This is a genomic window from Burkholderia sp. 22088 (assembly GCF_052045915.1).
In the GTDB taxonomy this organism is placed as follows: Bacteria; Pseudomonadota; Gammaproteobacteria; order Burkholderiales; family Burkholderiaceae; genus Burkholderia; species Burkholderia cepacia.
Genome location: NZ_JBQEPY010000018.1, coordinates 179,040 through 198,793, shown reverse-complemented (window position 1 = coordinate 198,793; position 19,754 = coordinate 179,040). Strand labels below are relative to the sequence as shown.

The 19,754-nt window shown below is 70.7% G+C and carries 16 protein-coding genes; 8 read left to right on the top strand and 8 right to left on the bottom strand.

All coding sequences use genetic code 11. From position 1 onward, the window contains the following. Nucleotides 1-199: 199 nt before the first annotated feature. A complete protein-coding gene (locus ACTJLD_RS30845; protein ID WP_440660506.1) occupies nt 200-1,411 on the top strand; it encodes an MFS transporter in 1,212 nt (403 codons plus the stop codon). Nucleotides 1,412-1,449: 38 nt separating this feature from the next. Then, nucleotides 1,450-1,929, top strand: coding sequence for a DUF3331 domain-containing protein (locus tag ACTJLD_RS30840; RefSeq protein ID WP_175863311.1), 480 nt, complete (start codon nt 1,450-1,452; stop codon nt 1,927-1,929). A 24-nt stretch (nt 1,930-1,953) separates the two neighbouring features. Here ACTJLD_RS30840 and ACTJLD_RS30835 read toward each other — a convergent pair whose 3' ends face one another. Further along, nucleotides 1,954-3,156: a GNAT family N-acetyltransferase gene (locus tag ACTJLD_RS30835; RefSeq protein ID WP_440660503.1), complete on the bottom strand. Its 1,203-nt coding sequence runs from the start codon at nt 3,154-3,156 to the stop codon at nt 1,954-1,956. 209 nt (nt 3,157-3,365) lie between these two features. Here ACTJLD_RS30835 and pdxR point away from each other — a divergent pair, with 209 nt between their 5' ends. From pdxR to ACTJLD_RS30815, 4 genes are all read left to right on the top strand, one after another. Beyond that, nucleotides 3,366-4,838 (top strand): MocR-like pyridoxine biosynthesis transcription factor PdxR, encoded by a 1,473-nt coding sequence (pdxR, locus tag ACTJLD_RS30830; RefSeq protein WP_060085425.1) that lies wholly within the window; start codon nt 3,366-3,368, stop codon nt 4,836-4,838. A 408-nt stretch (nt 4,839-5,246) separates the two neighbouring features. Further along, a complete protein-coding gene (locus tag ACTJLD_RS30825) occupies nt 5,247-6,821 on the top strand; it encodes a trypsin-like peptidase domain-containing protein (RefSeq protein WP_440660501.1) in 1,575 nt (524 codons plus the stop codon). Between the two features lie 237 nt (nt 6,822-7,058). Next, a complete protein-coding gene (locus ACTJLD_RS30820) occupies nt 7,059-8,270 on the top strand; it encodes an MFS transporter (protein WP_060319711.1) in 1,212 nt (403 codons plus the stop codon). A gap of 161 nt (nt 8,271-8,431) precedes the next feature. After that, complete coding sequence (locus ACTJLD_RS30815) at nt 8,432-8,971, top strand: DUF4303 domain-containing protein (RefSeq protein ID WP_059697777.1); 540 nt, start codon at nt 8,432-8,434, stop codon at nt 8,969-8,971. 70 nt (nt 8,972-9,041) lie between these two features. Here the strand turns inward: ACTJLD_RS30815 and ACTJLD_RS30810 are convergent, their stop codons facing one another. From ACTJLD_RS30810 to cobA, 7 genes are all read right to left on the bottom strand, one after another. Further along, a complete protein-coding gene (locus ACTJLD_RS30810; RefSeq protein WP_048025513.1) occupies nt 9,042-9,740 on the bottom strand; it encodes a fumarylacetoacetate hydrolase family protein in 699 nt (232 codons plus the stop codon). Between the two features lie 125 nt (nt 9,741-9,865). Then, nucleotides 9,866-10,807 carry a helix-turn-helix transcriptional regulator gene (locus ACTJLD_RS30805; RefSeq protein WP_060359172.1) on the bottom strand — a complete coding sequence of 314 codons (942 nt, stop codon included), beginning with the start codon at nt 10,805-10,807 and terminating at the stop codon, nt 9,866-9,868. Between the two features lie 119 nt (nt 10,808-10,926). Then, nucleotides 10,927-11,706, bottom strand: a complete 780-nt coding sequence (locus tag ACTJLD_RS30800) for a YkgJ family cysteine cluster protein (protein WP_175897516.1) — start codon at nt 11,704-11,706, stop codon at nt 10,927-10,929. Between the two features lie 60 nt (nt 11,707-11,766). Continuing rightward, nucleotides 11,767-12,366, bottom strand: coding sequence for a uracil-DNA glycosylase family protein (locus ACTJLD_RS30795; protein WP_222213226.1), 600 nt, complete (start codon nt 12,364-12,366; stop codon nt 11,767-11,769). A gap of 120 nt (nt 12,367-12,486) precedes the next feature. Further along, nucleotides 12,487-13,539, bottom strand: coding sequence for a CmpA/NrtA family ABC transporter substrate-binding protein (locus tag ACTJLD_RS30790; protein WP_060371881.1), 1,053 nt, complete (start codon nt 13,537-13,539; stop codon nt 12,487-12,489). Between the two features lie 5 nt (nt 13,540-13,544). After that, a complete protein-coding gene (locus tag ACTJLD_RS30785) occupies nt 13,545-14,141 on the bottom strand; it encodes an ANTAR domain-containing response regulator (protein WP_042977474.1) in 597 nt (198 codons plus the stop codon). A 162-nt stretch (nt 14,142-14,303) separates the two neighbouring features. Further along, a complete protein-coding gene (gene cobA / locus ACTJLD_RS30780; protein ID WP_124814617.1) occupies nt 14,304-15,083 on the bottom strand; it encodes a uroporphyrinogen-III C-methyltransferase in 780 nt (259 codons plus the stop codon). Between the two features lie 717 nt (nt 15,084-15,800). Between cobA and ACTJLD_RS30775 the strand changes: the two genes are divergently transcribed. Both ACTJLD_RS30775 and nirB read left to right on the top strand, forming a co-directional pair. Continuing rightward, the gene (locus ACTJLD_RS30775; protein ID WP_027791812.1) at nt 15,801-17,126 is read left to right on the top strand and encodes an MFS transporter; all 1,326 of its coding nucleotides are present in this window, start codon (nt 15,801-15,803) and stop codon (nt 17,124-17,126) included. A 21-nt stretch (nt 17,127-17,147) separates the two neighbouring features. Further along, a complete protein-coding gene (gene nirB, locus ACTJLD_RS30770; protein ID WP_440660497.1) occupies nt 17,148-19,739 on the top strand; it encodes a nitrite reductase large subunit NirB in 2,592 nt (863 codons plus the stop codon). The last annotated feature ends 15 nt before the right edge of the window (nt 19,740-19,754 follow it).

Below are 19,754 nucleotides of genomic sequence, written 5' to 3'. Positions count from 1 at the left end.
CGTGGTCGGGGCGAAGCCGACAGCTTAAATCAGGCGGCCGCTCGCCGCCGCGCGGGGCCATTGCCGCGATCGGCGAAACGGATCGTTGCGCGCGATACCCCTTTACTTGAAGTTAACTTCAATTTGTATCATGTGCGCCAGTCCGATCGCGGACGCGTGACGCACCCCGTTGCACGCGGCCGCTCCAACGGAGGTGGAGATGACCGAATCGCCTGTCGCGGCCGATGCCGCGACGCTGCCGTCGCGCAGCTACCGGGCCGCCGTCGCGAACGTCGTGCTGGCGAGCATCGTGTCCGCGCTGCACGTCGGCAAGGCGACGATCGCGTTGCCGTCGCTGCAGCACGAGTTCGGCGGCTCGCTCGCTTCGCTGAGCGGGATCATGTCGGTGTTTCCGTTCGTCGGCGTGTTCGGCGGCATCGCGGCCGGGCTGCTGGTACGGCGCTGGGGCGACCGGCGGACGCTGATCGCGGGCCTGGTGATCCTCGGCCTGTCGAGTGTCGCCGGCGCATCGGCCGGCAGTTTCGCGCTGCTGCTCGCCACGCGCTTCGCCGAGGGGCTCGGTTTCGTGATCGTGGTGGTCGCCGCGCCGGCCGTGCTGAATCGCGTGACGCCGCCCGAGCGGCGCAATCTCGCGTTCGGGCTGTGGAGCACGTTCATGCCGGCCGGCATGGCGCTGTCGATGCTGGTCGGGCCGCTGCTCGGCGGCTGGCGCAACGGCTGGCTCGCGGCTTCGGCGCTGACGCTCGCCGCGGCCGTCGCGGTTCCCGTCACGACGTCCGCCGGTGCGCCGGCCCGGCAGGCCGCGGCGCCGCGCATCGGGCCCGCGCTGCGTGACGTGCTCGCGTCGCGGTCGACCACGCTGCTCGCGCTGGGTTTCGCCACCTACAACGTGCAGTTCTTCGCGGCGATGACGTTCCTGCCGGTTTTCCTGATGCAGCGCCTCGGCGTCGCGGTCGGCGCGGCGGGGCTGATCAGCGCGGCGATCGTCGCCGCGTGCGTGGTCGGCAACCTGACGGCCGGCTGGTTGCTGTCGCGCGGCGCACGGCCGGGGATCGTCATGGCTGCGACGTCGGTCGCGATCGGCGCGGCGGGCGCGGGGCTCTTCAGCGCGGCCACGCCGGCACCGCTCGCGGTCGCGCTGGGTTTCGCGTTCTCGGCGATCGCGGGGATGCTGCCGGCGACGATCCTCGCGTGCGCGCCGGGCTCCGCGCCGACGCCGTCGCTGGCGCCGCTGAGCATCGGCTGGGTCGTGCAGGGCAACTATCTCGGACAGGTGATCGGGCCGCTGGCGATCGGTTCGATCGTCGGTGCATTCGGCTGGTCGGGCGGCATCGGACTGATGCTCGCGGCCGCCGTCACCGGCGCGGCGATCGGCCTGTCGCTGCTGCGCGAACCGATGGGCCGGCGCTGAGCGCGGCGCCGTTCAACCTGCACGGAAATCCGTCAAGCATGCTCAACACCATGGAAAGCCTGATTTGCGAAGAAGACGTGCCGTGCGATGCGCCGGCACGGGTCGAACACGATGCGATGCCGCCGCGCGGCGGCGCCGCGCATCCGCTCGCGACGCTCGGCGGAGCGCCTGCTCCCGAGCATGCCGCTGCGGCCGTCTCGCCGTTGCGCCCGCAACTGTTCGTCACGGTGCTGGAGGCCGGCGACGACGCGTTGCTGGTTCGCTGGGTCGAGAGCGGCCGTTGCCATTACGGCGAACAGCGCTGGCGCTTGCGCGTCGCGTTGCAGCCGGGCCGTTGCGCGATCTCGGGGCAGCCGATCGAGCCGGGCGAGCCGGTGTTCCGGCCGGTGCGGCGGCCCGTGCCGGCCAATGGCGACGAGATGATCCGCCCGGCGTCGGTGCCCGGTGCAACCGGCGCGGCGTGTGGCGTCACGGCGGACGGTGACGACGCATACGTTCCGGCCGACGTTCGCGGCTGAACGCCGGCCGGCCGCGGCATCACGTCATTTCTTCACGTCGTGCCGGTACTGGATGAACCCGGCGTTGTTCGCGAGCTTGTCGTACAGCGCGCGCGCGGTCGTGTTGGTTTCGTGCGTGAGCCAGTACACGCGGCTCGCGCCGGCTTCGCGGGCATGGTCGTACACGGCCTCGATCAGCGCACCGCCTGCGCCTTGCCCGCGTGCGTCGGGCGCGGTGTACAGGTCCTGCAGGTAGCAGTACGGCCCTTCGGTCCAGCACGAGCGGTGGTAGATCGAATGCACGATCCCGATCAGCGCCCCCGATGCGTCGAATGCGCCGAGCACGAACATCGGCTCGGCAGGATCCATCAGGCGGGCCCACGTCGTCGCGAACACCGCGTCGCTCAGCGCGGTGTCGTAAAACTTCTGGTAACCCTGCCACAGCGGGCGCCACGCGGCTTCGTCGGCGGCGACGAGCGGGCGCACCGTGACGCGCGTCGCGTCGTGCGCGCGGCCGGCCGCATCGCGCGCGCTCGCCTGCGCGTGGCGGATCGCGGTGAGCGACTGGCGCTGCTGACCCTGCGCGTCGAAGTTTTCCGGTGCGAGCCACGCGTCGAACGCGGCGCGGACATCCGGCCATTCGCCGTCGATGATCGAGAACCACGCGGTGTCGCGATTGCGGCCGCGGTAGATGATCGCCTGCCGGAACGTGCCTTCGTAGCGGAAGCCGAGCCGTGCGGCGGCCTTGCGCGACGGCACGTTCAGGTCGTCGCATTTCCATTCGTAGCGCCGGTAGCCGAGCGTGTCGAACGCGTACTTCATCAGCAGGAACTGCGCTTCGGTCGAGACGGGCGTGCGCTTGAGCAGCGGCGAGAACGTGACGGAGCCGACCTCGATCACGCCGTTGGCCGGATCGATGCGCATCAGCGCGAGCGTGCCGACCGCGCGGCCCGTGGCACGGTCGATCACCGTGTAGTGCAGCGGATCCGCGCTCGCCTGCGCGCCGCGCGCATAGTCGCGGTAGCTCGACTCGTCGGTGTACGGGCCGTGTGCGAGATAGGTCCAGTCGCTGCCGTTCGGCGCCTGGGCGTAGGCGGCGTACAGGTCGGCCGCGTGGCGCTCGGCGTCGAGCGGTTCGAGACGGCAGTAGCGGCCTTCGAGCACGATGCGCTCCGGGCGCGGGCGCGCGGACCAGTCGGGAACGGGGTGGCCGATGGATTGCTGGAAAGCGTTGGTGAGCGTGGACAAGGTCGATCTCGCTTCGGTTGGCGGCCGGCGACATGCCGGCATGCAGACGATCGTAGTCGTGGCGAGGTACCATGAGAAGCGCCAGAGATCGGCAAATTTATGGTGCCACGAGCCGTGCGCCGCTGGCCGTGCGCGACCGGCCGTCCGCAACCGGCCGTCCACCACTAGCCGTCCGCCACGTTCCGACATTTTCACGCTGCGATGTTCCGATGACGACAATCCTGCCTTCCGGCGACGCGCCGTTGCTGCCGCTCGACGCGCCGCTGGCGCGCACGCCGGGCGCGCCTTCGCTGCAGCGCCAGTTGCTGCGCCGCGTGCGCGACGCGATTCTCGGCGGCGCGATGCCGGCCGGCACCCGGCTGCCCGGCACGCGTGCGCTGGCCGAGATGCTCGGCGTGTCACGCAATACGACGGCCGCCGTCTACGAGCAGCTCGTCGCCGAAGGCTTCCTGCAGTCCGACCGCCGCGGCACGCGTGTCGTCGGGTTGTCGCGGCCGGCGCCGCCGCGCCGGCGTGCCGCGCCGCCGGCCGTCGCGCAGCGGCTCGGCCGCATTCGCCCGAGCCGCATCGGCACCGGCGAAACGGAGGGTTTCCGGCCGGGCGTGCCCGCGCTGACGCATTTCCCGGTGGACGCGTGGCGCCACGCGATCGACCGAGCGCTGCGCCGCAGCGGCCGCGACCTGCTCGGCTACGGCGATCCGCTCGGCGAGCGCGCGCTGCGCGAATCGATCGCGCGCCACCTGGCCGTGACGCGCGGCGTGCGCTGCGATCCCGAGCAGATCGTGATCACGGAGGGCGCGCAGGGAGCGATCTCGTTGTGCGCGCAGCTGCTGACGAACCCGGGCGATACGGTGTGGGTCGAGGAGCCCGGCTATCGCGGCGCGCGCACCGCGATGCAGGCGGCCGACCTCGACGTCGTGCCGATGCCGGTCGACGCGGAAGGGATGCGCGCCGAAGCGGACGACTGGCGCGAGCGGACGCCGCGCCTCGTCTATACGACGCCGTCGAACCAGTTCCCGACCGGCGCCGTGCTGTCGATCTCGCGCCGGCTCGCGCTGATCGATGCCGCGCGCCGGCATCGCGCGTGGATCATCGAGGACGACTACGACAGCGAATTCCGTCACACCGGCGAGCCGATCGGCGCGATGCACGGGCTCGCGCCCGATTCGCCCGTCGTCTATCTCGGCTCGTTCAGCAAGACGATGTTTCCGGCGCTGCGCATCGGTTTTCTCGTGCTGCCCGACGCGCTGCTGGCCGCGGTGCGGCCGGTGCTGCCGGAGATGCTGCGCGGCGGCACGCGCCACGTGCAGCTCGCGCTGGCGGATTTCATCGAGACGGGCGAGTACGGCCGGCATCTCGGCCGCATGCGCCGGCTGTACCGCGACCGGCGGCGGTTGCTGCTCGCCGCGCTCGACGGCAGCCTGAGCGTGCCGCACCAGATCGAGGGCGGGCCGTGCGGGCTGCATCTCGCGCTGCGGATGCCTGCGCGCTACCGCGATCGCGCGATCGTCGACGCGGCGCGCGCCCACGGCATCGGGCCGTTCCCGCTGTCGGGCTTTTCGATCGATGCGGCATCGGCAGACAACGGGCTGGTGCTCGGTTTCGGCAATACGTCGGCCGACGCGTTCGAGCCGATGTTGCGGATGCTGTCGGCGATCGCGGAGCGGGTGGGTGGGGCGTGACGTGCGTACGCGTTGCCTGAGCCGGCGGCGCGGCGATCAGGTGCAGGAAGCCGCCGACCTTTGACTCGATACCGCTTCTCGGCGGTCGGCGGCAGCAAGTTCACCGCTGTCAGCGGGCTGTTTTTCGTCCATCGACCGGATGCCGCCGCCGGGTTCGGCTCCACATACCGGCACAAACCGCCCACCGCCGCGCACGACAATCGGACTTGTGCGGATTGACGAACCGCGCACTTTGTTCGAAACGAACGCCGTCGCGGCTCCGCGCCCGCCGTGCCGCCCGGCATACGGGTTTCGATTCGTATGTTCGAACAGGCCGCGTGGACTATAAATGGATGCGTGTACCGGTGCTTGTCAGGCGCCTGCGCGTCTCGCGCATGTCGGCGCCGCGACTCCCGGGGGAGGTGCACCGTGGTTCGCCAGACGCTTGCTCGCGCCGTGCTTCGCACCGCGTTGATCGGGGGCGTGTTTGCCGGCTGTTTGCTGCCTTCGCCGGCCGCCGTTTCCGGAACCCTGTCGCCATCCGCCACGCCACCCGCGACGAAACAAAGGCCGGGTGCGATGCCTTATGCGATGCCGGTCGATTTTCCGGCGATCGTCGACCGCTACGGCCCGGCGGTCGTGACTGTCACGACCGCCGCACCCGACCAGCAGGCCGGTGTCCAGTCGTTCACGATCCTCGATCCCGACGATCCGCTCGCCGCATTCTTCCGGCGCGGCGCGCCGCCTCCCGCGCAGGGCCTCCAGACGCCGGCGCCCGACACGGCGCCGCGTGCGGTATCGGGCACCGGCTCGGGTTTCATCGTCAGTGCCGACGGCCTGATCCTCACCTCCGCGCACGTGGTCGACGATGCGACCGACGTGACCGTGCGGCTCACGGACCGCCGCGAATTCAAGGCGACCGTGCTGGCCGTCGATCCGCAAAGCGACGTCGCCGTGCTGCGCGTTACCGCGACGAAACTGCCGTTCGTGCGCATCGGCGATTCGGCGAAGGTACGCGCGGGCGAACCGGTGATGACGATCGGCGCGCCGGACGGATCGGGCAACACGGTCACGGCCGGCATCGTCAGCGCGACGTCGCGCCGGCTGCCGGACGGCAGCGCGTTTCCGTTCTTCGAAACCGACATCGCCCCGAACCCCGACAACTCGGGCGGCCCCGTATTCAATCGCGCGGGCGACGTGATCGGCATCGCGGTGCAGGTGTATACGGGCACCGACCGCTACGCGAGCATGACGTTCGCGATTCCGATCGCGTTTGCCGCAAAGGTGCGTGCACAACTGCAGAAGCAGATGCAGGCGCAGGCGCAGCAGTCCCAGGAGCCGGGCGAGCCGTCGTCCGGCAACGCGCTTGGCGTCGACGTGCAGGATGTCGGCATCGGGCTGGCCGCCGCGTTCGGGTTGCCGCGTCCGGCGGGCGCGCTCGTCAACGGCGTGGCGCCCGGCTCGCCGGCCGCCGCGGCCGGCGTGAGGCCCGGCGACGTGATCGTCAAGCTGGGCGACAAGTCGATCGGCCGTTCGGCCGAGCTGAACGACCTGGCCGCCGCGCTGCCGCCCGGCCAGAAGACGCCGTTGCGCGTGATCCGCAATCGTGCGCCGGTGAGGCTGACGATCACGGGCGCCGACGAGGCCGCCGGCAACGCGGGCACGACCGTCGGCATGGCCGCGCCGAAGGCGGCCGCACGACCGGGGCCGGGAGCGAGTGCGGGCGCGGGCGACGGCGGCGACCGCCTCGGGCTGACGATGCACGCGCTGAGCGACGACGAGCGCCGCTCGACCGGGCTCGCGGTCGGGATGATGGTGGACGCGGTGCACGGCCCGGCGGCGAACGCGGGCATCCGGCCGGGCGACGTCGTGCTGGAGCTCAACGACACGCTGCTCGAGACGCCGGACGACGTGCAGTCGCTCGAAGCGAACGGCGGCAGCGTGATCGCGGTGCTGATCCAGCGCAACAACGCGCGGAAGTTCGTGTCGGTGCGTGCGCGTTAGGGCGTTGACGCGGTCGGTATCGTCCGCCTACCATCGTCCGGTATCGTCCGACACCGCACGAAGCCAGCCAGGCAACCAGGAGCCATCCGGCATGAAAGCAGCAACCTTCATCGTAGTCGTACACAGGCGCAGGGTCCGGTAGCGGCACCGCGCCGGCATCCCTGCGCCCCCGACTCGTTCGGGGGCTTTTTTTTGCATTGCGCACGGCCGTGCGGCACGTGCGCGGAGGACATCCGCTTGCAACCGAACCTGCCGATCGCTTCCGAACGGGCGTCGCCGAGGCACGCGACGCTGATCCTGCTGTGCGCGTGCTCGGTGCTGCCGCTGAGCCTGTTCCTGCCGTCGCTGCCGGCAATCGCACGCGACCTGCGCGCCGACTATGCGCTCGTCGCGCTTTCGCTCGGCGGCTACGCGGCGGTGGCCGCGTCGCTGGAGTTCGTGATGGGGCCGCTGTCGGACCGGTTCGGGCGGCGGCCGGTCGTGCTGGCGAGCGTCGGCATCTTCGCGCTCGGCTCGCTCGGCTGTGCGATGGCGACCGATATCCGGGTGTTTCTGGCATGCCGGCTGATGCAGGCGGCGATCACGTCGGTTTATCCGGTGTCGATGGCGACGATCCGGGATACCGGCGGCGGTGCGCGCGCGGCGAGCCGGATCGGCTATGCGGCGATGGCGGCCGCGTTCGCGCCGATGCTCGGCCCGACGCTCGGCGGCGCGCTCGACCAGACGGCGGGCTGGCGCGCGAGCTTCTGGCTGCTCGGCGCGGCGGGCGTCGCGCTGTTCGTCTGGTGCGGGTTCGATTTCGTCGAAACCCATGCGAACCGGTCGTCGAGCCTCGGGCAGCAACTGCGCGCGTATCCGGCGCTGCTGCGCGCGCGCCGTTTCTGGGCCTACGCGCTGTGCATGGCGTTTTCGACCGGCTCGTTCTACGCGTTCCTGGCCGGCGCGCCGCTGGCCGCGCAAACGGTGTTCGGCATCGCGCCCGCGGAGATCGGCTTCTACATGGGAACCATCACGGCCGGCTTCGTGTGCGGCAGCTTCCTGGCCGCGCGTTACGCGCGCCGCTTCGCGCTGGCCACGACGATCCTGTGCGGTCGGATCGTTGCATGCGCGGGACCGTTGATCGGCCTCGCGTCGATGTTCGGCGGCGCGACGCATGCGATCGCGTGGTTCGGGCCGTGCGTGCTGGTCGGCATCGGCAACGGGCTGACGAATCCCGGTGCCCATGCCGGCGCGGTGTCGGTACGCCCGGCGCTGGCCGGGAGCGCGTCGGGGCTGGCCGGTGCGATGACGATCGCCGGCGGCGCCGCGCTTTCGTCGCTGACGGGGGCGGTACTGACGCCCGGCAACGCGGGTTATGCGCCGCTGGCGATGATGTTGCTGTCGGCCGCGATCGCGCTGGCGGCGGCCGTCTGCGTGCGGGTGTTCGACGCGCGGGACGCCGGGCGGTGAACGCGAGGACGCAGCATCGCCGCGCCGAATCGGGCATCGGTGCGGGCACCGCTACCGTGCCGCGGGCGATTGGCGGACAATCGATCGAATATCGGGAGACGACGAACCCGCCGCGCGCCGAGCATGCTCCGGCGCGCGAAGGGCGGTTGGACGAGGGAGCGATGAGCGACTTTTCTGATTTCCAGCGAGACATTGCCGACGCCGCGAGAGCGACATTCAGGGCGCTGCGGGCGCTGCACCCGGACGAGCATTTCTACGCGTTCGCGCTCTATACCGACAGCGGCGCGATGACGGTGGTGCCGGCCGCCAATTCGGTCGAGGGGCTGCGCCGGGTCCGCGAGCAGCAGGCTGTCGCGGACGACGACCCGTGGTATGCGTGGGGCTTTTCGGAATGGGCGTATGCGGCGGCGGAAGCGTCGCCGTTCAATGCGATCTGCGGCAAGCTCGCCGATGACGTGCTGAGCCCGCAGTTTGTCCGGTCGAGATTCCCGGAATTTTCGCGGCAACTGCACGCCGACATGATCGGTGCGCTGCGCCTGCTCGACCGCGAGGGCCTGTTCGGCACCGGCGACGAACGGGCGGCGATCACGCTGTTCGTGTCGATCAGCGACGACGACGCGGCCGAAGCGCTGGAAAACGAATCGGCGAAAGCGCTGAATCCGCCGGCCGTCGTCGACGCATTCCTGCGCCGCTACGACTGACCGAAATCGGGATATCGCACGGCGGCCCCGCGCGGGGGGCCGCCGTGCTTGTTGCGTCACGGCTTATGGCTTACGGCTTCGCGCCCACGACGAACTCGAACGTCGCGACGCCGTCGACGCCGCCCGTCACGCGGTCGCCCGGTTGCAGCGCGCCGACGCCGGCCGGGGTGCCGGTGAAGATCAAATCGCCGGCCTTCAACTCGACCGAGCGCGACACGTACGCGATGACGTCGGGCACGGCCCAGATCATGTCGGCCAGGTCGCCTTGCTGGCGCGTGTCGCCGTTGACCGCGAGCCAGATGCGGCCCTTGGCCGGATGACCGGTGGCCGACGCCGCGCGCAGCGCGGTCACGGGGCCTGACGCGTCGAAGCCTTTCGCCCAGTCCCACGGACGGCTCAGTTTCTTCGCTTCGGCCTGCAGGTCGCGGCGCGTGAGGTCGACGCCGACGCCGTAGCCCCATACGTGCGACAGCGCGTCGGCCGGGTCGATCGACCGCCCGTCCTTGCCGATCGCGACGACCAGCTCGATTTCGTGATGGAGGTCGTTCGTCAGCGGCGGATAGGGGACGGTGCCGCTGGCCGGGACGATCGCGTCGCCCGGCTTCGTGAAGAAGAACGGCGGTTCGCGGTCGGGATCGGCGCCCATTTCGCGCGCGTGGTCGGCGTAGTTGCGGCCGACGCAGAAGACGCGGCGCACCGGAAAGCGCGCGGACGACTGGTCGACTTCGACGGAAGGACGCTCGGCAGCGTCGATGACATAGGCGGACATCGGATGGCCTCGTTCGGTGGGAAGACGGATGCCGCGCCCGTGCGGCGCACGGGCCGGCATGCGTGCAACGATACCCGACGCCCGTGCCGCCGGATGCGACGCAACTGCGTTTTACCGGGACAAAACTACGCGTCGGGTGCTGCCGGCGTGTCGTCGCCTTCCGGCAGCGCGGCATTCGCGTCGCGGTACGCCTTCGGCGACACGCCGACCCGCGCGCGGAAACGCCGCGCGAAATACCCTTCGTCGCGGAAGCCGACCGAGCGGGCGATGTCCGCGATGCGCCGGCTCGTGTGGGCCAGCAGCGACTGCGCGAGCGCGATCCGGCGCTCCGTCACGAGATCGGTGAAGGTGCTGCCGGTTTCCTTGCGGACCAGGTGCGCGAGGTAGTTGGGCGACAGGAACGCCGCCTCGGCGGTCGCGGCGAGCGTCAGGTCCTCGCGGGTGAGGTTGGCGCGGACGTGCCGCAGCACGCGCGCGAGCGCATCGCGCCGGCCGGCGCGCTGGGCGCCGCGCTGCGCGAGCTTGTCGAGCGCGCCCGCGTACTGCGTGCAGACGAGCCCGATCAGCTGCAGCAGGTAGCCGCGCAGCAACGTGGTCGAGCCGAACGTGCGCACGCGATCGGTGTCGAGCATGCACAGCGCGAGGCGGCGCGCTTCGTCGTAGGTGTCGCCGGTCAGGATGAAGTCGAGGTGTTCCTGGAAGCGGAACGGCGTCAGCTCGGGAAAGCGGTGGGCGGGCACGTCCTCCAGGTCGAGCGGGTCGACGTCGAGATCGGCGCGCAGGAACGCCTGGCTGAAGTTGATCACGATGAAGTGCGCGCCTTCCGGATGCGGGATCAGGTGCTCGCGGTGCGGCAGCACGAACGCGAGCGCGCCGCGCGGAAACGGCCGCGTGACGCCGCCGATCCGCTGCTCGGTGTCGCCGCCGAGATTGAACTGGATCTGGAAATACGCGTGCCGGTGCGGCTCGGTGATCGCCTGGCGCGACGCCTGGTCGCGGATGTAGAAGTCGAGCCGGTCGCTGCGTTCGGGCATCCCGTACAGGCGCGGCGGGGCGGTGGAGGGCATGAAGGATTCTGCTGGTCGTGACGCGGTTGAGCCGCGATGGTACAGCGAACCGGGCGCGACGGCGATCCGTGCCACCTTGCGGCCTGGCCCGGAACCGCTCGCGGCGTGCCGCGCGGCGGTCATTCGTCCGGGTGAAAACCGAGGTAGCGGGCGTGCGGGCTGTCGCCGCCGGCGCGCCGGCTTGCCCCGCCGACCGATGCGAGCGCGTCCACCGTCGTCGCGCGGTTCGAGATCAGTGTCCACGCGATGGTGTCGTCGGCGCCGGCCGGTGCGGACGCGCGCAGGTCCGTCAGCGCGGCGAGCAGCGTGGCGGCCGGCGGCGCGTGGATCGCGAACCCTTCGTTGGCCACGGCCGCTGTTTCGATCCCCAGCCTCTCGCACAACCGTGCCCGCAGCGGCGTTTCGGCTTCGCTCGCCGCGCGCGAGCGCGCGATGTTCTCGTGGGTGGCCGCGTCGACGATCGTGCCGCCGCGGACGAACGGCGTTTGCTGCCACGCATCGGGCGAGCATTGCTTGCCGGCCGGTGCCAGCGGCACGAACGGATTCACTTCGGCCGGGTAGATCCGGCACACGAGCGGTCGCTCGTCGTAGATCGCGCACCGCAGGTCGTCGCGCAGGTTCGGGCACGGCCCCGCATGGGACGCCGTGAGCATGACCGTCACGCGGACGGGCAGCGAGCCGCTGAGCGCGGCGGTCGAGCGTGCGCGTTTGTACGCGGCGAACGCGTTGTCGGGCTCGGGCTCGACGAGCCACGGCATCGCATCGCACAGCAGCTCCACGTGGCCGCCGCGTTGCAGCCACGCGGTGGCCTCGTCGATCGTCAGCGGAATGCGCAGGTCGCGGCAGCATCCGCCGCAGCCGTTGCAGGCAAAGTCGAGGTCGGTAGGGGTGTCGTTCATGCTTGATTCGATACGGATGACGGGGTGTCGCGAAGCGTCGCGACACGGCGGTGATTTCGTTTACCGGGCGACCAGCGGCGCGACCCGGCGCCGCAGCTCGGGCACGACGTCGGCGTCGAACCAGGGGTGGTGCTTGAACCACGCCTGGTTGCGCGGCGACGGATGCGGCAGCGGCAGCACGTCGGGGCCATAGTCGCGCCACGCGTGGACGGTGTCCGTCAGCGTGGCCTTGCGCGCGTCGCGCAGGAAATGCCGCTGCGCATACTGGCCGATCAGCAGCGTGAGCCGGATCGACGGCAACTCGGCGAGCAGCCGGTCGATCCACAGCGGCGCGCATTCGGGGCGCGGCGGGTTGTCGCCGCTCGTGCCGCGGCCCGGGTAGCAGAAGCCCATCGGCACGATCGCGAAGCGGGTTTCGTCGTAGAACGTGTCGGCGTCGACGTCGAGCCAGCCGCGCAGACGCTTGCCGCTCGCATCGTCCCACGGGATGCCGCTCGCATGGACGCGTGCGCCCGGCGCCTGCCCGACGATCAGGATGCGCGCGTCGCGATGGGCACGCACGACCGGGCGCGGGCCGAGCGGCAGGTCGGCTTCGCAGGCACGGCACGCGCGGATTTCAGTGAGCAGCACGTCGAGCGGCGCGCGCGTGGGTTTTGGCATCGAATCGGATCGGGGACGGAGGGGTCGTGCGGCGCCCCGGGGGCCGCATGCCGGGCGCCGACAGGCGGCCCGGGCAGGCGTGGCGCGGGAGCGCGCGCCGCCTGCATCACGCGGCGCGCCTCACGCCCGCGACGGGCCCGGTGCGCCGCTTTCGGCGACGGCAGCATCATACAACGCGGTTTGCGCGATCGCGCGGGCGATCGCCGCGTCGTCGTGCGAACCGTCGAGCATGCCCCAGCGCCGGTATTGGGACAGGAACCACTCGCCTTCGCGCGGATCGGGGCGGTTCACGGCGCCGCCGTCGTGAAAGCGGATCGGCAGCGGCGGCACGGCGAACGGCCCCGATCCGTAGTCGCCGAGCAGGCGCGGCGCGATCAGCCGGGCCGGGACGCCGAGCGCGTCGGGCGACGCGAGCCAGCCGGCCGCCTCGCGACGGTGCGTGGCGCTGTCGAGCCACGCGCAGGCATCGACGAGCGTGCGGATCAGCGCGCGCGCGGTGGCCGGATACAGCGCGACGAAATCGCGCCGGGCCGCGAGCACCTTCTCCGGATGATCGGGCCAGATCTCGCTCGTGACGGCGACGGTCCGCCCCGCGTCGCAGGCCTCGGCCACGGCATGCCACGGTTCGCCGGCGCAGAAGCCGTCGAGTTCGCCGCCGGCGAGCGCGGCCACCATCTCGGGCGGCGGGATCACGACGCTGCGCACGTCGCGCAGCGGATCGACGCCGTGCGACGCGAGCCAGTGGTTCAGCCACATCGCGTGCGTGCCGGTCGGGAACGTCTGCGCGAGGAGCGGCTTGCGGCCGAGCGTCGCGAACGCGTCGCGCACGCTGCCGCTGGCGCGGTACGCGTCGGCGAGGCCGCGCGACAACGAGATCGCCTGGCCGTTGCGGTTCAGCACCATCAGCGCGGCCATGTCGGCCTGCGGGCCGCCGATCCCGAGCTGCAGCCCGCAGACCAGCCCGTACAACGCATGCGCGGCGTCGAGCTCGCCGCTCAGCAGCTTGTCGCGGACGGCGGCCCACGACGGCTGGCGGCTGAGTTCGAGCGTGAGGCCGTGCCGCGCACCGAGGTTCAGGTGCTGTGCGACGATCAGCGGGGCCGCGTCGCTCAGCGCGACGAACCCGAGGCGAAGATGCGCGCGTTCCGGCGCGACAGGAGAGGTGGTATCCATGGCGGTCATGACTGAGGTGACGCGTCGAGCAATTGCCGCGCGACGTCGACGATGCGCAGGCCCTGATCCATCGCGCGCTTGCGCAGCGCCGCATACGCGTCGTGTTCGGACAGCCTGCGCTGGTCCATCAGCATCCGCTTCGCGCGGTCGATCAGCTTGCGTTCGGCGAGTTCGCGTTCGACATCGGCAAGCCGGCGGCGCAGCGCGTCGTCGTGCGAAAAGCGCGCGAGCGCGACTTCGAGAATCGGTGCAAGGCGTTCGGCCGACAGCCCTTCGACGAGATACGCGCTGACGCCCGCGCCGACTGCCGCGCGGATCAGCGACTGGTTGGCGTCGTGGCTGAACATCAGCACGGGGCGCGGCGCGGTCGCGTGCATGACCGCGAGCTGCTCGAGCGTGTCGCGCGACGGCGAATCGGTATCGATGATCACGACGTCGGGATGCTGCTCCTCGACGGCGGCCGGCAGGCGCGCGGGCGTCGCGACGTCGTTCAGCATGTCGTAGCCGAGCTGCGCGAGCGCGTCGCCGAGCTCGCCGATCGGCTTGTCGGTATCGGTGACGAGCAGCACGCGCAGGCGGGGGGAGGAAGCGGGCGCACTCATGATGCGAACGGCGGCGGCGAAATCGTGGCGCGATGCGCGGATCGGAGGCGGCCCCGTGCGCATGTCGTGCCGGTGCCGCGCGCGGCGACCCGGCAGCCGGTGCGAACGGCGCCGCTGTTTTCATGGCAGGTGGGCGGCCGGTGCCGCGTGGTGTCGCGCATGCTACGCGGCCCGGGAGAAGGCCGTGTCGATCGCGGCCCCGGCTGTGCCCGCGTCCGGCACCTCCGCCACGGCCGTTTCGCCGATCGCGCCGCCGACGAGGATCACGGCCGGACTGCCGAGCCGTGCTGCGTCGATGCCGCGCGCGAGATCGCCGAGCGTGCCGGTCCAGCGGCGTTCGTCGGGCGTGCCGGCCCATTGCACGGCCGCGGCCGGCGTCGATGCCGGCAGCACGGCGAGCAGGCCGGCGGCGATGCTGTCGACGCGGCTCATGCCCATGTAGATCGCGAGCGTGGTGCCGGTCGCGGCGAGACGCGCCCAGTCGGGTTCGCCGTGGTCTTGGCGATGGGCGGTGACGAACGTGACGCCGTGGCAATGCGCGCGGTGCGTGAGCGAGATGCCGAGGCTCGCGGCGGCGGCGAACCCCGACGAGATGCCGTTGACGATCTCGACCGGAATCGCGGCGGCGCGCAGCGTCGCGAGTTCTTCGCCGGCGCGCCCGAACAGCAGCGCCTCGCCGCCTTTCACGCGCACCACGTGCGCGCCGCGCAGCGCGTAACGGCGCATCAGCTTCTCGATGAATGCCTGGGGCGTGGAGCGGCAACCGCCGCGCTTGCCGACACGGATGACGCGCGCCTGCGGCGCGAGTTCGACGATGCCGGGCGCGACGAGATCGTCGAGCAGCAGCACGTCGGCAGCGGCCAGCGCTTTCACGGCCTTGAGCGTGAGGAGATCGGGATCGCCGGGGCCGGCGCCCAGCAGGGTGACTTTGCCTGTCGTCATGTCGTGTTCCAGTGCCGCCTGCATGCGGCGGCCGATAGCGCGTTGTTGCGCGGCGGCGGCGGGCGGTCGACGTATCGGCATCCGGCCGTGCCGCGCACGGGAGGACGCCGTTGTCCTGGGCGGCCCGCCTGCACGACGGGCCCGGTTTTGAGGGGACTGCCCACCGGCGCCGTTGCCGGTGTCATGCAGCGGGTTCAGCAATATCCGGGCCAACCGGTATCGCCCGTCGCGCCCGCGCGGCGGGAACGGCGCGCACCGCGCCGCGCGATGGCCACGTGCGGGCGAAATGCGGGCCGAATACGGGCCAATTGCGGGCCAAGTACGACCCCCGTGCCTGCCTGAGGCGGCCGCGCGCCGGCACCCGCAATGCCGCATCGGCGTGCATCGTGCCCCGCCCGTGCGCACCGCGATGTCGCACGGCGACAGTGCTGCATCGCACCACATCTGTGCCTCGCTGCATCACCGCGCGTCGTGTGCCGGCTGTCGCCGCGCGCCGCACGACGCCGGACGAGCCTTGCGCGGCGGGGCTGCGGGCCCGATTCGCGGCGACATGGCACGGCGTTTGCGTAAGCCGGTTCGGGCGAATCAATGGCGATTCGTCCGGCAGTACCGATTACAGACGCGCCCGGCAACGGGCTTCATGGGCAACGGCGTCCTACGCATCGGGTCTCGACGAGACCGGGTGCGCAGGACGCCGTTTTTCGTTTGGCGGATGACATGACCGACAAAGCTACCCGTATCGATCTCTTCAGCCTCCGCACCGCGCCGATGCGCGCGTTCCACCTGACGTGGATGGCGTTCTTCGTGTGCTTCTTCGCGTGGTTTGCATGCGCGCCGCTGATGCCGCTGATCGCACGCGAATTTCATCTGAGCGCGGCGCAGGTCGCCAACATCAACATCGCGGCCGTGGCCGCGACGATCGCCGTGCGGCTGCTGGTCGGCCCGCTGTGCGACCGCTTCGGCCCGCGCCGCGTGTACGTCGGCCTGCTGCTGCTCGGCGCGATCCCCGTGTTCGCGGTGTCGTTCACGCACGATTACCTGTCGTTCCTGATCTGCCGGCTCGGCATCGGCGCGATCGGCGCGGGCTTCGTGATCACGCAGTACCACACGTCGGTGATGTTCGCGCCGAACGTCGTCGGCACCGCGAACGCGACGACGGCCGGCTGGGGCAATGCCGGCGCGGGCGCGACGCAGGCGCTGATGCCGCTGCTCGTCGCCGCCGGCCTGATGCTCGGCTTCGGCGAGGATTCGTCGTGGCGTATCGCGCTGGTCGTGCCGGGCGTCGCGATGCTCGCGATGGCCTGGGCGTACTGGCGCTTCACGCAGGATTGCCCGCAAGGCGACTTCGTCGCGCTGCGCAAGGAAGGCGTGACGGTCGACAGCGGCAAGAAGGGCGGCTGGGCGAGCTTCTTCGCGGCCTGCGGCAACTATCGCGTGTGGATGCTGTTCATCACGTACGGCGCATGCTTCGGCGTCGAGGTGTTCATCCACAACATCGCCGCGCTGTACTACGTCGATCACTTCAGCCTGTCGCTGAAGGACGCCGGTTTCGCGGTCGGCATGTTCGGGCTGCTCGCCCTGTTCGCCCGCGCGCTCGGCGGCTGGCTGTCCGACAAGGTCGCCGCGCGCCGCAGCCTCGACGTGCGCGCGATGCTGCTGTGCGCGCTGATCGTCGGCGAAGGGCTCGGGCTGATCTGGTTCTCGCATGCGCAAAGCGTCGGCATCGCACTCGTCGCGATGCTCGCGTTCGGCCTCTTCACGCACATGGCGTGCGGCGCGACCTACGCGCTGGTGCCCTTCATCGACCGCAAGGCACTCGGCGGCGTCGCGGGGATCGTCGGCGCGGGCGGCAACGTCGGCGCGGTCGCCGCGAGCTTCCTGCTCAAAGGCGTCGGCGACGTGCAGCACACGCTCGGCCTGCTCGGCCTTGCCGTCACCGCGACCGCGCTGTGCGCGATGGCCGTGCGCTTCAGCGAAGAACACAAGGCGCGCGAAGCCGAGCTGCGCGACCGCGCGCTGGCTGCCGGCAGCGTCGCGAACTGATCGACCGAGGGAAACGTCATCATGAAACTCATCGTCATCGGCCACGGCATGGTCGGCCACAAGTTCCTCGAATGCGTCGCGGCGGAAGCGGGCGCGTCGGCGGCGCTGCAGGTCACCGTGCTCGGCGAGGAACCGCGCCCGGCCTACGACCGCGTGCACCTGTCCGAGTTCTTCGCGGGCAAGTCGGCGGACGACCTGTCGCTCGTCGAACCCGGCTTCTTCGAGCGTCATCCGCAGTTCGATCTGCGCCTGAACGCGCGCGTCGCGTCGATCGACCGCGCCGCGCATACGGTCACGCTCGTGTCCGGGGAAACGCTCGCGTACGACAAGCTGGTGCTGGCGACGGGTTCGCGCCCGTTCGTGCCGCCGATGCCGGGGCACGATCGTGAGGGCTGCTTCGTGTACCGGACGATCGAGGATCTCGAGGCGATGCAGGTGTGCGGCACGCACGCGAAGCGCGGCGTCGTGGTCGGCGGCGGGCTGCTCGGCCTCGAATGCGCGAAGGCGTTGCGCGACATGGGGCTCGACACGCACGTCGTCGAATTCGCGCCGCGGCTGATGGCCGTGCAGGTCGACGACGGCGGCGGCCGGATGCTGCGCGCGAAGATCGAGGCGCTCGGCGTAACCGTGCATACGGGCAAGAACACGCTCGAGATCGTCGACGGCGAAGAGGGCACGCACCGGATGGCGTTCGCCGACGGCTCCCATCTCGACGCCGACATGATCGTGTTTTCGGCCGGCATTCGCGCACGCGACGAGCTGGCGCGTGCGTGCGGCCTGGAAATCGGCCCGCGCGGCGGCGTCGCGATCGACGACGCGTGCCGCACGAGCGACGCCGACATCTACGCGATCGGCGAATGCGCGGCCTGGAACGGCATGGTGTACGGCCTCGTCGCCCCCGGCTACGACATGGCGCGCGTGGTCGCGAAGCAGCTGGGAGGTGGCACGAACGACGCACCTACGTTCGCGGGCGCCGACATGAGCACGAAGCTGAAGCTGATGGGCGTCGACGTCGCGAGCATCGGCGACGCGCACGGCACGACGGCCGGCAGCCGCACCTACCAGTACGCGGACGAGCGCCGCCAGGTCTACAAGAAGCTCGTCGTGTCCGACTGCGGCAAGTTCCTGCACGGCGCGGTGATGGTCGGCGACGCGGCCGAATACGGCACGCTGCTGCAGATGATGCTGAACCGCATCGAGCTGCCCGAGTCGCCGGAATTCCTGATCCTGCCGTCGTCGGACGGCGTCGCGAAGCCGGCGCTCGGCGTCGACGCGCTGCCTGACGGCGCCCAGATCTGCTCGTGCAACAACGTGTCGAAGTCGCAGATCTGCACGGCGGTCGCCGACGGCGCGACGAGCCTCGGCGCACTGAAGTCGTGCACGGGCGCCGGCACGTCGTGCGGCGGCTGCGTACCGCTCGTCACGCAGATCATGAAGGCCGAGATGAAGAAGCAGGGCCTCGCGGTCAACAACCATATCTGCGAGCACTTCCCGTATTCGCGCCAGGAGCTGTTCCACCTGATTCGCGTCGAGCGCATCACGACCTTCGACGCGCTGCTCGCGAAGCACGGCCATGGCCTCGGCTGCGACGTGTGCAAGCCGGCGGTGGCGGGCATCCTCGCGTCGTGCTTCAACGAATTCGTGCTGAAGAAGGAACACGCGGGGCTGCAGGATTCGAACGACTACTACCTCGCGAACATCCAGCGCGACGGCACGTATTCGGTCGTGCCGCGCATGCCGGGCGGCGAGGTCACGCCGGAAGGGCTGATCGCGGTCGGCCAGGTCGCGAAGAAGTACGGGCTCTACACGAAGATCACCGGCGGCCAGCGCGTCGACCTGTTCGGTGCGCGCGTCGAGCAGCTGCCGTCGATCTGGGAGGAACTGATCGCGGCCGGTTTCGAATCGGGCCACGCATACGGCAAGGCGCTGCGCACCGTGAAGTCGTGTGTCGGCTCGACGTGGTGCCGTTACGGCGTCGACGATTCGGTCGGCCTCGCGATCGACCTCGAGAATCGCTACAAGGGGCTGCGCGCGCCGCACAAGATCAAGTTCGGCGTGTCCGGCTGCACGCGCGAGTGCGCGGAAGCGCAGGGCAAGGACGTCGGCATCATCGCGACCGAGAAGGGCTGGAACCTGTACGTGTGCGGCAACGGCGGGATGAAGCCGCGCCACGCGGAACTGCTCGCGTCCGACCTCGACCGCGCGACGCTGGTTCGCTACATCGACCGTTTGCTGATGTTCTACGTGCGCACGGCCGACCGGCTGCAGCGCACGAGCGTATGGCGCGACAACCTCGAAGGCGGCCTCGACTACCTGATCGACGTCGTCGTGCACGACCGGCTCGGGATCGGCGCCGAACTCGAAGCCGACATGCAGCACGTGGTCGACACCTACGAGTGCGAGTGGAAGCGGGCCGTCACCGATCCCGACACGCGCAGGCGCTTCCGTCACTTCGTGAACAGCGATGCGCCGGACTCGACCATCGAATTCGTCGAGACGCGCGGCCAGATCCGGCCCGCGACGCCCGGCGAACGGACGGGCGGCAAGCCCGTTTCGATTCCCGTCGTCGCCGACGGCGTGACGCAAGCCGCAACCGAACCCGCCACCGTTTGACCCTGACCGACACCC